16 protein-coding genes are annotated in these 14996 nt (G+C 34.7%); 4 read left to right on the top strand and 12 right to left on the bottom strand.

What is annotated here, in order from left to right:
- Positions 1-158: 158 nt before the first annotated feature.
- The 5 genes from H0184_RS25570 to H0184_RS28045 form a co-directional block, all read right to left on the bottom strand.
- Entirely contained in the window at positions 159-614 is a 456-nt protein-coding gene (locus H0184_RS25570; protein WP_221830215.1) for a hypothetical protein, read from the bottom strand.
- 123 nt (positions 615-737) lie between these two features.
- A complete protein-coding gene (locus H0184_RS25565; RefSeq protein ID WP_260631798.1) occupies positions 738-1391 on the bottom strand; it encodes a FusB/FusC family EF-G-binding protein in 654 nt (217 codons plus the stop codon).
- A gap of 143 nt (positions 1392-1534) precedes the next feature.
- On the bottom strand, positions 1535-1804 hold the full coding sequence (locus H0184_RS25560) for a CD3324 family protein (RefSeq protein ID WP_221830213.1): 270 nt from the start codon (positions 1802-1804) through the stop codon (positions 1535-1537).
- 360 nt (positions 1805-2164) lie between these two features.
- On the bottom strand, positions 2165-2359 hold the full coding sequence (locus H0184_RS25555; protein WP_221830211.1) for a hypothetical protein: 195 nt from the start codon (positions 2357-2359) through the stop codon (positions 2165-2167).
- A 136-nt stretch (positions 2360-2495) separates the two neighbouring features.
- Positions 2496-3011 carry a CBO0543 family protein gene (locus tag H0184_RS28045; RefSeq protein WP_313771830.1) on the bottom strand — a complete coding sequence of 172 codons (516 nt, stop codon included), beginning with the start codon at positions 3009-3011 and terminating at the stop codon, positions 2496-2498.
- A gap of 936 nt (positions 3012-3947) precedes the next feature.
- Here H0184_RS28045 and H0184_RS25550 point away from each other — a divergent pair.
- A complete protein-coding gene (locus tag H0184_RS25550; protein WP_221830209.1) occupies positions 3948-4679 on the top strand; it encodes a class I SAM-dependent methyltransferase in 732 nt (243 codons plus the stop codon).
- Between the two features lie 408 nt (positions 4680-5087).
- Here the strand turns inward: H0184_RS25550 and H0184_RS25545 are convergent, their stop codons facing one another.
- Complete coding sequence (locus H0184_RS25545; RefSeq protein ID WP_221830207.1) at positions 5088-6251, bottom strand: YecA family protein; 1164 nt, start codon at positions 6249-6251, stop codon at positions 5088-5090.
- 152 nt (positions 6252-6403) lie between these two features.
- Here H0184_RS25545 and H0184_RS25540 point away from each other — a divergent pair, with 152 nt between their 5' ends.
- A complete protein-coding gene (locus tag H0184_RS25540) occupies positions 6404-7339 on the top strand; it encodes a hypothetical protein (protein ID WP_221830205.1) in 936 nt (311 codons plus the stop codon).
- Positions 7340-7571: 232 nt separating this feature from the next.
- A complete protein-coding gene (locus H0184_RS25535) occupies positions 7572-7931 on the top strand; it encodes a hypothetical protein (RefSeq protein ID WP_221830203.1) in 360 nt (119 codons plus the stop codon).
- A gap of 84 nt (positions 7932-8015) precedes the next feature.
- On the opposite strand, the gene H0184_RS25530 is transcribed toward H0184_RS25535, so the two are convergent.
- Positions 8016-8762, bottom strand: coding sequence for a metallophosphoesterase family protein (locus H0184_RS25530; RefSeq protein WP_221830201.1), 747 nt, complete (start codon positions 8760-8762; stop codon positions 8016-8018).
- Positions 8763-9158: 396 nt separating this feature from the next.
- Between H0184_RS25530 and H0184_RS25525 the strand changes: the two genes are divergently transcribed.
- A complete protein-coding gene (locus H0184_RS25525; protein ID WP_221830199.1) occupies positions 9159-10031 on the top strand; it encodes a LysM peptidoglycan-binding domain-containing protein in 873 nt (290 codons plus the stop codon).
- A gap of 172 nt (positions 10032-10203) precedes the next feature.
- On the opposite strand, the gene H0184_RS25520 is transcribed toward H0184_RS25525, so the two are convergent.
- The 5 genes from H0184_RS25520 to ltrA all read right to left on the bottom strand — a co-directional run bounded on the left by H0184_RS25520 (position 10204) and on the right by ltrA (position 14347).
- A complete protein-coding gene (locus tag H0184_RS25520; protein ID WP_313771829.1) occupies positions 10204-11124 on the bottom strand; it encodes a DMT family transporter in 921 nt (306 codons plus the stop codon).
- Positions 11125-11206: 82 nt separating this feature from the next.
- Complete coding sequence (locus H0184_RS25515; protein WP_221830198.1) at positions 11207-11539, bottom strand: nuclear transport factor 2 family protein; 333 nt, start codon at positions 11537-11539, stop codon at positions 11207-11209.
- A gap of 271 nt (positions 11540-11810) precedes the next feature.
- Positions 11811-12197, bottom strand: a complete 387-nt coding sequence (locus tag H0184_RS25510; RefSeq protein ID WP_221830196.1) for a hypothetical protein — start codon at positions 12195-12197, stop codon at positions 11811-11813.
- A gap of 89 nt (positions 12198-12286) precedes the next feature.
- The gene (locus H0184_RS25505; RefSeq protein ID WP_260631797.1) at positions 12287-12709 is read right to left on the bottom strand and encodes a hypothetical protein; all 423 of its coding nucleotides are present in this window, start codon (positions 12707-12709) and stop codon (positions 12287-12289) included.
- A gap of 204 nt (positions 12710-12913) precedes the next feature.
- Positions 12914-14347, bottom strand: coding sequence for a group II intron reverse transcriptase/maturase (gene ltrA, locus H0184_RS25500; RefSeq protein WP_221830194.1), 1434 nt, complete (start codon positions 14345-14347; stop codon positions 12914-12916).
- Between the last annotated feature and the right edge of the window lie 649 nt (positions 14348-14996).

The following is a 14996-nucleotide window of genomic DNA, read 5'->3' as shown; positions in this document are numbered from 1 at the left end:
AAAACCCACCACATCCCCTACTAATCACTTTAAACAAATTTATTTGGGTACCTTAATCTATGCCCGATCATTTCTGCCACCTAACTTTCATTTCGGTCAGGTGCAGCGGGGGAATCATGTCGCGTTTTTCCATTCTTATTGCCATCCTAAACTTACTATTATTGAATGATGATATTCCCTACATATTGAGCGGTTCCTTTATCAGTAGGGAGGTCTAATACAATCATATACTCGCCTTTTTCTTTCGGTAAGTTGAAATATGAACCAGCATGTTCCATTTCTAAATCCATTTTGTTTTCATTTTGCAAAAGTGAAATTTTTACTTTTTTTTCGTCAAAATGTCCATCTTGAAGGGAAAACTGAACTTTCTGCCCCGAATTAAAGTACATTTTATTTTGTTCTTTTGCTAACGAAAGAATATCTTTTGTTTCCTTGTTGTATTTTTCATCATAAGTCCAATCAATGTTTGCTTCTGCTAATTTTTCTTCTTGAGTAATATCCTCAGGATTTGTAAGCGAAGCAGATGGGGGAGAAAAATCATATTCTTCTCCAATACATCCTGTTAATAAAACAACAAAAAGCATACCAAAGAGAAAAGTACAAACCTTTTTCAAATAATTTCACCCCATTTAGTTTCCTAATTACTTCTATACAATTTTTAACAATTAATTTTATTTTAACATAAAAATAAAATACTCATATTTAATCCCAATGATGTTGGTTACCATCTGAAGTTTTCATATTCCTAGTGAGTTTTTTAGGAAAGTAGTTACATATTCCACATTCGTTATCTTTTTATTGCATTCGCTGCTATCGACACAAATAAGATTGCCGATGGACTTGTAATAATCCGGATTATTAGACTTTTTTGCTTTTGTTATAGTAGAAAAATAGGCAACATCACCAAAACTATTACAGAAAGAACAAAGATTTTTTTTACTAGATGGTGCAAATTCACAATCAATACCAACTATTTTGCCCTCTAGCTCATAGACTATAAATTTTTTATTATATCCTAAGTCATTCCAGCTTAAATAGGTCAACTGGTTGAGATCTATAGTTGATAAATCAGGGAGTTTAATTTTTTTATGTTTTGGAAACATTTTTTTCAGTTGCTGCTCGGTGATTTTTGGAAAGGGCAGTAAATAGTCAGTTAGATGCTGAATATATTGTTCATACTCTTTATCTCTTTTCAGTTTGGAAAGATCCAGCATTTCTTGTTTTTCCAATGATAGATTTGGAAAGAGATCTAAGATTTTGGCATTGGCTAAGTCAATCACAGCAGTCAAAACGTTTTGAGGTACGTTCTTCTTGCTGCTCTCCTTAATTAAAGCTATCTGTTTTTTTATGAAGTTTAACTGTTCATTTTTAATAAATTTTTCGGTCATCATATATATCTCCAATCCTTTTGCTGTCTTTTCTGTCCTTTTATTTTAAACCATGCAAGCAAACCACCAAAATGGATAAAATGACTATGAAACGTTTTTTACATAAAAAACAGCACTGCTAAAAAATTTTCAACAGTGCTGTTCACCTACTTTTTATTTGAATAAACAATTTTCTTAATGGTTTCAGTAGAAAGGTAATATTCATCAGCCAGTTGCTGGATACTGCTGCCACTATTAAAAGAATGTCTAATGGTGTCATTACGGCGATCAAGTGTCATTCTCCCGCCACTCAAGGTTCCCCATTTCAGATGCTCTGTTTCCAGCTTGGGAATGTAAATCGTTTCCCCTTGGACATACTTTTGGATTTCTTCAATTAGCTTTTCAGGTAAAACTTTGTTTGCATTCATATATTTCAATTTTGCTCGCTCCTTATTTTAATCTTGACAAATAAGGTGCAAAGCCAAAATATTAGAAAAGCTTGTTTAGCGATAAGAGTTAAATGTTTGCCCCATGCAAAGTATCGCCTTTCCAATAATAGGCTTTGCATGAGTGGTAGAAGTACCAGATATTCTTATGTGATTATCCAACTATAAGCACCCCCCTTTACATTCAATTATAATGAAAATTACTATTTAATTATATCTGCTTTTGTAAAACCCTGGGGATGGTAAAGATACAAAACTTAATTTAAATTGTTTGACTCCTCTATTTTCAGGGCTTTAGTTCAATAAAAGAGTTTAATCCTTCTAGAAGGAAAGGAACCTTACTTCAATAAGCTATCTACTTTTGTTCTTTAATAAATCAATAATGTAAAATAACTGTGTTATTATAAAAGACCCTAATAAAACTAAAATTGTTCCTACAATAATCTTAACTTCACCAAATATACCGCCAACCAACAATGGTAATGTAAAAAATAATAAAATAGCTACTAATATCGTAAGCAAAAAAAGACTAAAATAACGTCTCATTTGCCCTCCCCCTTACTATAAAATATCTATAATTATTCAATAAATCTATATGTATTCCTTGTTAAACAATACTGCCCCGTTAGTACAAGAAGAAGCCGCCAAAATGGCGGCTTCTTCTTGTACCCTAATGCTACTGTCACCTAATTGGAACATGAAAGTAAATAACAAAAAAGAAAATAATCGGAATAGAGGTTATTAAAGCAACTGTTGGGTATTTATAATGCAGCCTAAGCATAACAAAAATAATAGCATTAAAGAAAACTGACCAACCTATTGTCCACCCATTATGATGGGTAATTAAATTTAAAAAATGCAAATTTATGTATTCAATCAATGAAAACAAAGATACCCAAAATATTATCCATAAACCCATATTTAATTTTTTCTCTGGAAATCTTCCCAGAAATATTAAGATACTTGATGGATAAGAAATAAACATAATTAATAGTGTAATAATAGTGTGATTTGGCATTACAGCAAGGCCAAAAATACTTTCCTTATACTCCCACATCTTGTAGTCATAACAAAGAAAATTATATAGTAAATCACCAAACCATATAAATAAAATAGTGGAATAATATTTCCTCCAGTTGCGCCAGTCACCCCATATTATTGCTGCAATGAGAAATATAGCATTGAATAATAAATGCATATTATCAGCCTCGAATTCTTTTGTTACTTAGATAATTTAACTTCCGAAATAATTCTGGCTTCAGATGACTTGAATAAGGTAAAACTATCTTTTGCTATTGAAGAATAGTACCCGTTATTTTGGAAGCTGCTGTATTGCGCTGTAATATTAAAACTTTTTAATGCGTTTAAGACTTCGAAAAGTATTATTTCGCTTAATATTCTCTATAACAAATTGAAAACCATACAGTAGAAACCCTCAAATAGTAAGTAATAATGTCAATTGGATTGGCTTCATCTGAACTAAAGACACTATTCCTAATCGTTTTAATAATTTCATTCCTGGAAAAGCAAATAAGATATGAACAATTGCATTGGGAATCATAAATAAAGTTAACTTGCCATAAGGAAGTTTTAAAATCCATATAGACAAAATAAGGTAAGGACCCAAAATAAAAGGAATATCACCTGAAATTTTAGGGTGAATACTATTATAAAACTTCCACCAATTTCGTTTCTTTGCAGTAATGTTATTTATCTTTACGACACAGGCAATAAGTATAGTTACTGGTAGAAAGCGTTTTATTGTACCTCGTCCCAAAAGTGGTATTGAAAACCATGGAAGAATCATCATAGGATTAATAAAAATCTCGAATGCCTCACTATAAATGCACCTCCTATTTCTTATGTTGTGCATTTATCTTATTAAATAATACCAAATATATTTTCACTTTTCTTTAAAGTCAGGAATGAAAAAAGCCTTAAATCAATTCTTATCGTTACTATTCACTAGGTAAGTGGGGAGTTCCTTTATAATTTCGATCAATATTGATGAATCGAAGGCTATTTACAGCAAAAATATAATATATTACTAGAATTTAACATTAATATGATAAAATATCCAAAGACTATCACTGATGAGCATCTAGGGAATAGAGTACAGAGGGGAATGGATTGTATGGAATTTAGAGGTGCAAGCGCTTATGATCAGGATGAATTTTTATCAAATTATATGAAGAGAAGGAGTAGAAAGGATAGTCCAAACAATGCAATCGAAACTCCTATCATTTATGAACTTCTTGGAACCTTTCAAAATAAAAGTATTTTAGACCTACGATGTGGTGATGCTTCGTTTGGAATGGAGTTACTTAATCAAGGTGCAGCGTTTTACACAGGAGTAGAAGGCTCTAAACAAATGGTAACATCAGCAAATCTTACGCTAACAGATAAAAATGGAAGTATTCTTCACGAGACAATGGAATCATTCAGTTACCCACCCGAAAAATTTGATATTGTTACTTCTCGTTTTGCAATACACTATGTCCCAGATGTCCATTTATTGTTCCAGAATGTACATAAAACCATAAAGGAAAATGGTAAGTTTGTGTTTAGTGTTCAACATCCCCTTACTACTTCTTCATTTATAAGCAAACAATCAGGAGATAAGCGTGTAAACTGGGTAGTCGATGATTATTTTCTTGAAGGCGAAAGAAAAGAGCCTTGGATTGAACAGATTGTGGTAAAATACCATCGAACAACTGAACATTATTTTAAGGCCCTTACTGAAGCTGGCTTCTCAATAGTTGATTTACGCGAAGGAACACCGAAGCGAGAACATTTTACTAGTGATCAAGAGTTCGAAAGAAGACTTAGAATTCCAGTCGTACTGGCTTTTTCTTGTACAAAGTAGCATTTGAAGAGTACCATGGGACGGTTCGTCATCCATTTTATAAGAACTGTCCCATGGTTCCATTCCTTTTTTTAAATGTCTCTGTTATTATTCATTGTTGTTTTTCGTGTAGTGTTGAGAATTTATAGGCGGAGAATTTCCGGCTATTGATTATAGAGGAACCTTAAGAAGCAATATAAGCGGAGATATTCCGCTTAACTCCTAAAAATAAGTCAAATTACAAGGATTTAGATACAATAAGCGGAAAAACTCCGCCTATTTTTAAGGAAATATGGGTATTTCCCAATTTAAACGGAAAATATCCGCTTATTTTCCAAACATAGTGAAATAAACATTCAGTTTTAACAGAGCATTTAAATAAAAATTTAGATTTTCTACTAAAGTTATTTTTTCTCCAACATTGGTTTATTAACTATTATTCCCGCAGCATTTCTTATACTTTTTCCCGCTTCCACAAGGGCATGGATCATTTCTGCCAACTTTCGTTTCATTTTGGACCGGAGCATGCGGGAGATCATTCCCCTGTTGTCTAAAGTCCAATTCTCTTTCCAGTGCGACTTGCTTCCAGAGAGCTAGTTCTGGGTGTTCTAATCCCAGAATTGAAAAGTAACTATAGACCGTCTGTTCAATATCAACAAGACCGGAAGAATACTCTAGCTCCATATGTTCATTAATTTCAGGGAGCGCTTCTTCGGAAAGCTGGTGACAAAGTGCTTCAATTAAAATATCTTGATGATCCAGTTCTTTTGCAGAGGTATAAGCTTCTCTTAAAACTTGGACTGCAAAGTCTGATTTAATGTTTTCTATGATGGAAGCTGCATAAATAATGGATTTGTCTTTCCTAAGATAAGGTGCAGCCTCCTTTACCACCTGATCACTTTGGAAGCTGATTAACGTTGATGACAGTTCTTCTAACAAACTGTCATCGTCGTGATCCAATAAGGGAACCAATAAAGGAATATATTTTTCTTGTTTTAACAATCCAATCATATAGACATTTAGTATCCCATTATATGAAAACCATTGCTCCTCTATCTCCTCTTTCAGTACGAGTTCAATTTCTTTTTCTGTAACCCAGCCCTTTTTCACCAAACAGCCTGCTATTTTTTTTGCTTTAATGTAGAGTTCATGCTGCTCGGAAGAACCGGCCCTCTCAAGATCATTTATGATTTGACCATATTCGGAATACACTGCTTCTTCGGTACCATCTAACAATAAATCATATAGGGCCCATGTACTCTTCGGAATATATTTATGAAGTTGTTTCTTATATTTAAGAGCAAGTTCCGGTTCGACACGTTGGACCAAGTTCACCGCCAGATGACGTTTGGAAGGGTCCATTAATGGAATATTTTCAATCAATATCTGAACAGCCTCTTCATTGATGGTTTGATTTTCTATGTAGATGAAGATTGAAGATTGTTTGTCTTCATTTCGAAATGATTCTTTCAGTAATTCATTGGTCCAATCTTCTGGGACATGTGGATAGTCATGCAGTGCATGCAGGACTACCTCTTGAATTAAAATATCATCGCTTACCAAGTGTGGCTTCATTTTTTCTAAAAAAGTCATTATGTATCCTCTCGTTCCTCCAATATTCTGTACAATTATTGTACTTTATTGTCGATCCAAAGTAAAAAACAAGTAGAATTCTCATAACTATTAATATTCTTTCAAATGAGTGAATAGGGTAAAACAAAAAAAAATTTAAAGGGTGAGTCTGATTGGAATACTTTAGAAAATGGATAAATCGGACGTTCAATCATTTTTCAAGAAAAAAATTGACTCTCGTTATGGGAGCTCAATACGCACCGCAAACATTTGGACAATCCGTTGAAAGAAACCAAACTACTTTAATAAGGACGAGAGATGCTGAAAAATACTTTCGTCCTTCCACCCTCCCTATTAAAAACACCCTTGTTAAGAACAGCCAATTCTTTGAACCCTATTATGAAAAAAATCACAAAGAAATTAAACTCCCTGCAGCATTAACTTTGACTCCTGATGAAACGGTTTTAAACTACTTTAGTATTTTAAGAGAGGCAGAGAACCTCACTGAAAAACAGATGGGTGGATGCGGAACTGTGGGGATGGCAAAGATGCCTTATCCAATTGCTTATAAATTTTTTACGAAAGACTATCATAAAAGGGTCACTTATCATGAATATCTTCAATCGTTTGCCGGAATTGGACATCTAAATTTAATTAAGGTGAACAGACTTCCTGATGAAAAAGGTATTATTCCTTATTTCATTGAGCTAGAAACCATTGAAGGTTCATCAAAAGGTGTGACCTATTTTGCTTATTATTACGGCTATGTCCAACTAAAAAAAGTTCAAAAGTTGTATAAAATTGACCAGATAAAATTGTATGGAGAGGACTTCCTTTGTGCCCCCTACCATCTTTGGCAGCATGATGCGGAAGCAGTTGTGGGGATTATGTATGGAGAATGGTGTCAATTAATAAAAAAACAACTGCCTGCTAAACAAGATGGTTACGTCAAAACCATTGATTTTATTGGTACGGATGGAGCCGATTATCGGTTTATCTTTTATCAATTAACAAATGATACAGATGTAATTATCTCTCAATATAAAAAGAATACTGAAGGAATCTGGGAATCCATCAAAATTGATCCATTTAAATGTATTAAAAACTAAGTGTAATATGTAAGAACTAGAACCTTTTCTCTAAATTAAGGGGAGCCAGTTTTGATAGTGTACTTGTAATAAAAGATAATGAGTGTAACAAAACTGAAATCGATTTGTATAAACCCATTATTTATTTTCATGATACTCTTAAGAAAGAATACTAATTTCCTATAACTATTGTACGGCAAATAACCTACATTATTGTTATTAATATAACAAGAATTCAACTGGAGATTAATTTATGCGCAAACATCATGAAAACAAAGACAACTCCCACTTGAGTAGAAACCAGTTACAAAAAGAAATTATTGCTTTCCAGCTAGTGTTAAACGACTATAAAATCTCATTTAGTGATTTAACATACTCAAGTCCAAGAGAAGCAGAGATACGTCAAGATGCTATAAATATTGCAAAGATTATATCAGAAAATGTTCATTTAAAATCATTTTTACTAGAAAAAAAGAAGCTCCCGATAAAGGAACTTCGTAAGTTCGTACCGACCTGCCATAAAACCTTAAAGAAATATAAAATCTATTTTATTGCTTTGGCTCTTATCTTTATCGAGGGATTTACATTACTAAAGGGATACTTAAATCCCTAGTAAGTCCCTCTATTTTTCTGATTTGCCATTTTTCATAAAAAATCAGAATTTGAAAAAAAAGGGAGAAAATCTCCCTTTTAAAGTTTACTGTCTTAACTGATTACCGTGAAATACTTTGATAAGAAAATCACGTTCAGGAACCTGCAATAATTCATATGACTCTAAAAATTTTGTGTTATCATATGATACTTCTTCTAAACTAACTATAATTTTGTCCTTTTCTATTTCTACTATTGAATAGGGGGCAGTTGGTTTTGAATTGCACCCTAAAGAACCTGGATTTAAAAAGATAGTATCATTATCCTCAAAAAAATGAAGTGAGTGATGATGCCCAAAACCTATTAAATTTTCTTCGTTCCCTTTAAATAGCGAAATTAAATTATCTAAACTCGGCTCAACAATTCTACTAAAAGGATCTTTACTAATATGCTCCTTTAATTTGGTTTGCTCAATATGATAATGAGTAAACAATATAGACTTGTCTCCAATTGTTAAAGTGATTGTTCGAGGCAATTCTTTTAATTTTGAGATAAAACCTTTGTCCATTTTATCCGCTATCCATCGATGATGCTCTTTAGCGTGAGCGTGGCTTAATGGATATTCTTCCCCTTTAAGAAGTGCCATAACTGCTTCATCGTGATTTCCAGTAATCATAGATACATCCAATCTTTCAAATAATATTTTCAAGACTTCATTTGTATCTGGTCCAATTCCTATCATATCTCCTAAACAATATATATGTTCAATGTCCCCCATCTTATCAAGCTCATTTAGAACCGCTTTTAAGGCAGGAGCATTACCGTGAATATCAGTAATTACTCCAATCTTCATAACCAATTAACACTCCTTTTATCAATTTATGTATACCCTATTTTTCTCACGCGTGAAAAAAATTAAAGTTTACGTAATCACCTTTATCAAGCCGAAGTATAAAAAATCCAAGTCCTATGTGAATGAGTGCAAATAGCAAAATGTCTCACGCTTACAACCATTCAAATAATTGTAACACTTTGTAATTTAGTGAGTATATACATATTTTATTAACCTGCCTAAAACGAAGGTCCCACTTAGGTGGTTTGTTTCACAAATAACTGTCCCCATGGTATCTCTGAACGCTTCTTCCACACCCTAGAATCCGCCCTTTTTTGTATTAGAACAAAAATGGGCTTATTTATTTGAATCGACACCGTTAATATCACGTCAAAATATATGAGGTGATAAAATAACATGAAAAAATATAAACGTTTCATGCAAGTTGTTCTCAGTACAGTGTTGATGGGGTCCTTATTTTATTTCGGTAATGGGATGGCCTTTGCCGAGGATCAATATATTACGATTAAGAGAGGTGATACATTATATAGCATTTCAAAGAAATACAAGATTTCCATCGAAGATTTAAAGGAATACAATCAATTAAAAAGCAATAAGATTATTGCTGGTCAAATGTTAATAATCCCAGATTTTGATGAAATCAAACCTATGTATGTGGCTGTCGCTGGTTCTTTTAGCAAGAAAAGCAATGCAGATAAGCGAGTCGATGTTTTGAACAAGAAAGGCATTGAAACGATTGTCGTAAAGAAAGTGATAAATGGGAAAACGTATTATCGCGTTCAGGCTGGTGCCTTTTCAAGTAAATCCAATGCGGAGAAAATGATTAAGAAGTTAAAGAATAACGGAATAAAAGATGCTTTCTTTTTAACGGAGAAGCCTCTTCAAGTTAATGGAATCACAGTAGGTTCTTCTTATAGTCAGCTTATTCAAAAATTCGGGCAGCCAATCAAAACAGAGGATGACAAGACTACCAAGTCTCTTTATTATATAACTGAAGGTGCCGGAGTTCGGGTAACTATTAATACAGCCAATAATACCATTGAACAGCTGCAAGTATATCCAGAATTCCTGAAAACCACGACCATTCCAACTGAGAAAGAAAAAATCCTTGATGCTTATGGTAACCCAAATGAAATTAACATCGTAAGCTGCTATGAAAGTGCCAATTGTGAACAAATCATTTATCAATTTAATAAAAACCAACTAATCGTTCAGATTGATCGAGATGGAAAAACCGTTCAGTATTTGGAATTACGAAAAACGAAATAAAATATTTGAATCGCGTTCCTTACCTTTTGGGTGCCTGTCACCACATGTATAGCCAGTAGTGAATCTTCACAATCTGCATGTATAAAATCTACCAAAAAAAACTAGTCGGAAGGATTTCCGGCTAGTTTCATATTTTTGAGGAACCTTTGGAATTAATCTCCTCTTCATTTCGCTATCGAGTGGTGTTAGAGAATATGGGTGGAATTTGCTGTTTTCTCTCTGTTCCGATCCAAACTAATCCAAAAACAATGACGACTCCACCAACGATTTGAGCTGCCCAAATCGGTTCATTAAAGAAAAATGCACCCGCCACGGCAGCTGCCGCAGGAACGAAATAACGGAAGAAGTTCGCTTTTGCTGCGCCCACGTGTTTCATGGATATATTCCAAACCACAATGGCAATAACGGTACACATTAGCACATTGTAAGCTACGGCTCCCCACGTGGCCATCGATAGATTTTCCCACTGGATCAAACTCCATTTATCGAGTGAAATCGGAAATAGAAAGAGTGAACCAAAGAAAATGAACCATGTAGTTACCCGAAGAGGAGAGTATTTTTCCATCAAAGGCATGGTGGCTAAATTAAATATTGCACCGATTAAACTAATGCCTAGAGCTATATAGTTGCCTATCATGTACTCAGAACTTAGGTCAAAGCCATCCTTTCCACCAAGAATAATCATCGTTACCCCTATTAATGCAATTAATCCTCCCGTTACTACTCTGGCAGTTATTTTTTCACGAATAAATAACGGTGCAAATAGAGCCGCAAAAATGGGCCATGGAGCAACGTTCAAAAGAGAAGCATTCGCTAGTGTTGTATACTTGATAGAATACATGACCATAATTTCCAGCGCCGTGATGCCAATTAATCCAATAAGTGCTAATTTTAGCAAATCTCGTTTATCCACTTTTACGCTGCCTTCTGTCACTTTTAACATGATGAATAATATAGGTAATGCCAGTCCAAATCTAAGAAACACAAACACCTCTGCAGGAAAAACTTCCATTGCCCACCGCGAAACCCCAAAATTGATTCCCCAAACAATGGATACAAAAATCAAGCCTAAATAATAAAAGGTATTTACCACCCTATATTTTCTCCCTCCATACCAAGGGGTTCCTTGATATCTATCTAATTTTGAGCCATGAGAACCGTCCCTTTGGAAACTTTTATTCTCTAATAAACCATACCTTGGAAATCAAATTTTCCTTTATTTCGTAAATAGCCATTAGGCTAGTACTTTCCCCTGTAATTCCGTTCGTGGCAATTTCCCAATCGATGACTTTGTTACCGACAATGGAACGATTTCTTATCTCAGCAAACATCTTCTTTTTAAAGGTTTCCGTATACCTTTCAATCAGCTTCTCTTTCCCGCTTAAGGTGATGGTATTATCAGGAAAAGTGTATACGGTAATATCATCTGCATATGTACTTGCAAATCCCTCTATATCTTGACTATTGTAGTACTCTATTTGCTGCTGAACAACTGTTTCAACTGACATTTCTTCGCCCCTTATCCTTACTTTTAGATAATTTTGATTTTCATCAATAAGTTTACAACATAATACGGATTTGAACCATCTTAAGAAAAGATTAGTTATTTATCGCAGGAATGATTTCTTTTTCTAATATATGTAAAAATTCATTCAGTTTATTACTACTCTTGTCACACAAAACCACCATTTTCCTTGAACCTGAATCCTGCCTCTATAAACATAGACTCTATCAGTTAGAGTTTCCATTTCAAGCATACCGGACATTGCACTAATAAGGTTATCCTTCAATAATTGCCAGGTAATTCAAATCGGCACCTTCCGATTCAACTATTAAAATACTTCCTCTTTCCTTCGTTGAGAAAATCTTTGCACCAACAGGAAGTTTATTCGACATTCCATCCTTGAAATCTGTATTCGTTTCGTTTTTGGTTTTTATTTCACCAATCTGAACATCTTTTGTTAAAGTCAATTCTTCAACCCAATCCACATTGGTTTTATAGATTGCTCCATCATACTGAAAAATATCAGCACCGGGGTCTAATGTTAATACTTCCTCTGCATCTATCCTTTCAATGGATACTTTTGTTGATTCCCCTTGGTTACTGCACCCTATAATCAATAATATAAAGATTGCAAATAAGGTATAGCATAACTTTCGAAACAACTGACTTCCTCCTCTTTTTTATTCTAGTAGAAGATCCTGACCGAACAAAGATTCCCTTTCATTCATTAGGCGAATCTAAGGTCAAACTTTTATTTTAAGTCAGATAATTTTTCTTCCGTAATCAGTTCGTATAGGATTGCCGATTTCTTGTTGTCTAATTGAGCATATTTGCTTTCAGCGTCAATAACCAGTTCTACTTTGTCTTTATTTGGGCTAATCCAAAGCTCATACAACACGGTTTTCGATTCGATGTTAGGATTTTTATATTGAAATCCAAATCTATAATCAGCAGGTCGCACCATCGAAACTTGGGCATTTTCCCAATCGATATTAGCTACTATATCTTTCACTTGTTGAACTGTTTCATTAGTATGAATTTCTTTGAAGTCATTATTTTCATTCCCCATATAATGTTGGACCTCCAAAATTAGTTCCTCATTCTCCATATCCTTTGAGCAGCTTGCGATAAACATTAAAATGATCCAAACAAATACAATTAACGTTTTTTTCAAACGAATCCCCCCCTTTTATTATAGGACGAATAATATGGGGTAACGTTTCAAGCTATACCTTCAAAAAACATTCTTCAGCTCCCTATCTGATAAACACGATTATTCCATTATAAAGTAGGGAAACCTTTCTCAAGGCTTCCCCCTTATCAAACCGTACGTGCCCTATTAAGGCATACGGCTTACCAATATGTTACAATGCTTTAATCAAGAGGATGCGTTCCAGGCATTTTGCATCTTTTGGATTCTGTGGGGAGTGAAATATTCCTCACCTTTTTCTTTTGCACGCTTGATTGCGTTCTGTTGTTTTCGTTTCCCTTTTATTTTCATTTCCACTAGATATTCTTCGAGGCTATAGCCGTATGCTTTGTTAAGATATAGCCAATAACTTGGTATTAATTTAATCGATACAAAGAACCCATTGTTCCATTTGTATCTCATCTTTTGTTCTTTCTTTTGATTCGGATGTTTATGAATAAATGCCACACGTAGTCTCTTCCTTATGTAGCCATCTATCGCTAGAAATATTCTTCTCATCCATCTTGTTGTACAACTGCTCTTCTGTCCAAGTTCCTCATTAGCTTTTATAGCCTTGATGATGGTCACATAATAATTGACCTTCCCTCGAATAATTGGATTTACTCGATTTATCCATTCTTCCTTATTCAAAGTCAACATCTTTCGAGTCTTCTCTTTGATTTTCAGCCGAAAATCCTTAATAGATTCTTTCTTTGGAGTAACATGAAAAACAGGTTTATTGTCCTTTTCCCTTGGTCTCCAGTGGTGGAAGGTGAACCCTAAGAAGTCAAAGTCGTCTTTGCGGAAGTTAACTACTTTTGTTTTCTCTTTTGAGATTTCCAAACCTAATTCAGCTAACTTTTCCTTAGTTAAGGAGGCAGCCTTTTCGATTATCTCTTTCGATTTGGCAAACAACAGAAAATCATCAGCGTATCGAACAAATCTTATGCCATGTAAGTCCCATTCCCAATCCAATTCATTTAAATATACATTCGCAAGTAATGGTGAAATTACTCCACCTTGTGGTGTTCCATAGTCCGAGTGTATTAGCTTTCCTTCTTCCATAAACCCAGCTTTAAGCCATTGTTCAATAAGACCTAAGACCGTACGGTCTGAAATATACTTCTTTAATATTCCAATTAGCTTCTTGTGTGGAATATTATCAAAGAATCCTTTTATATCGCAATCATAGATGTAGTTGTATCCTTGTTCGATATTCCAAAGGATTATTTGTAATGCTCTTTCTACTCCACGATTCGGTCTATAACCTACCGACCAATTGTGAAATAAGCTATCTTCGAATTTTGGTTGAAGCACATTAACCACACTTTGTTGGACAATACGATCTTCAATTGTTGGAATGCCTAGTGGACGTTTCTTCCCGTTCTTCTTCGGAATGTACACTCTTCTAACTGGTTGAGCTTGATAAGCCTTTGTTTTTAGTTTGTTTAGGAGAGTCATGATATTTTCTTCTAACTTAGAGTCAAAACTTTCTATCGTTTCCCCGTCGATTCCACCTGCTCCTTTGTTTGCTTTTACCTGGTCGAAGCTTTGGGTTAATTTTCGGTCAAACAAGATTTGTCCATATACACTGTGTAACTTAAATTTCCACTCTTGATTCATTGCGTATTCCACGCCTTTCCTTGATGTACATTCAAACGGTTTTACCGCAGTATCATGATTGTTGTCATTACATCTTGTTCATGGCTTGGAGCCATAGGTCGTTCCCCTTCCGTTCACTCGATGTTATGGTCATCGAATTACTTCCGTACTATGAGAACGTCTGACTTCTCCACCCGTTCTTTGTCACTTCGGAGTACCCTTATAGACTAGAACCCTGCCTGTTCGGTAAGGTGGAGACCTCACGGGGTTATCCCATTTCCCTTATAAACATACCCTGCACCAACACGTTATAAGTCACATTTTCCTGCTCTGACTTCTAAAGAAAATGCCTTTTGAGTGGGCTTCCTCACTTTTCGAAAAGTCGCCAACTTATCCCGCCGCTGTGCTTCACACTTAATGTATTAGGGTCTATCTATTCACTTGTGGGTCTCTCGATTTTCCACATCTCCTTCAGACAACACCTCACGGTGTTGCCCTAGATTAAGCTTCCCGAGCTAGGTCAGTCTCCTCGGGGATGGATTTTCACCATCTGGGATTCCATTTCGTTATCATCATCCAGTCGTTTCATCGAGATGACGTCTCTGTTAAATAATGAAAAGAAGAGTGTTGACTGAGTCAACACTCTACGGGACTGCCCGTCGCACAAAAA

Source organism: Neobacillus niacini, assembly GCF_019749295.1.
Classification (GTDB): Bacteria; Bacillota; Bacilli; order Bacillales; family Cytobacillaceae; genus Neobacillus; species Neobacillus niacini_D.
This window is presented reverse-complemented; position numbering and strand designations above follow the sequence as displayed.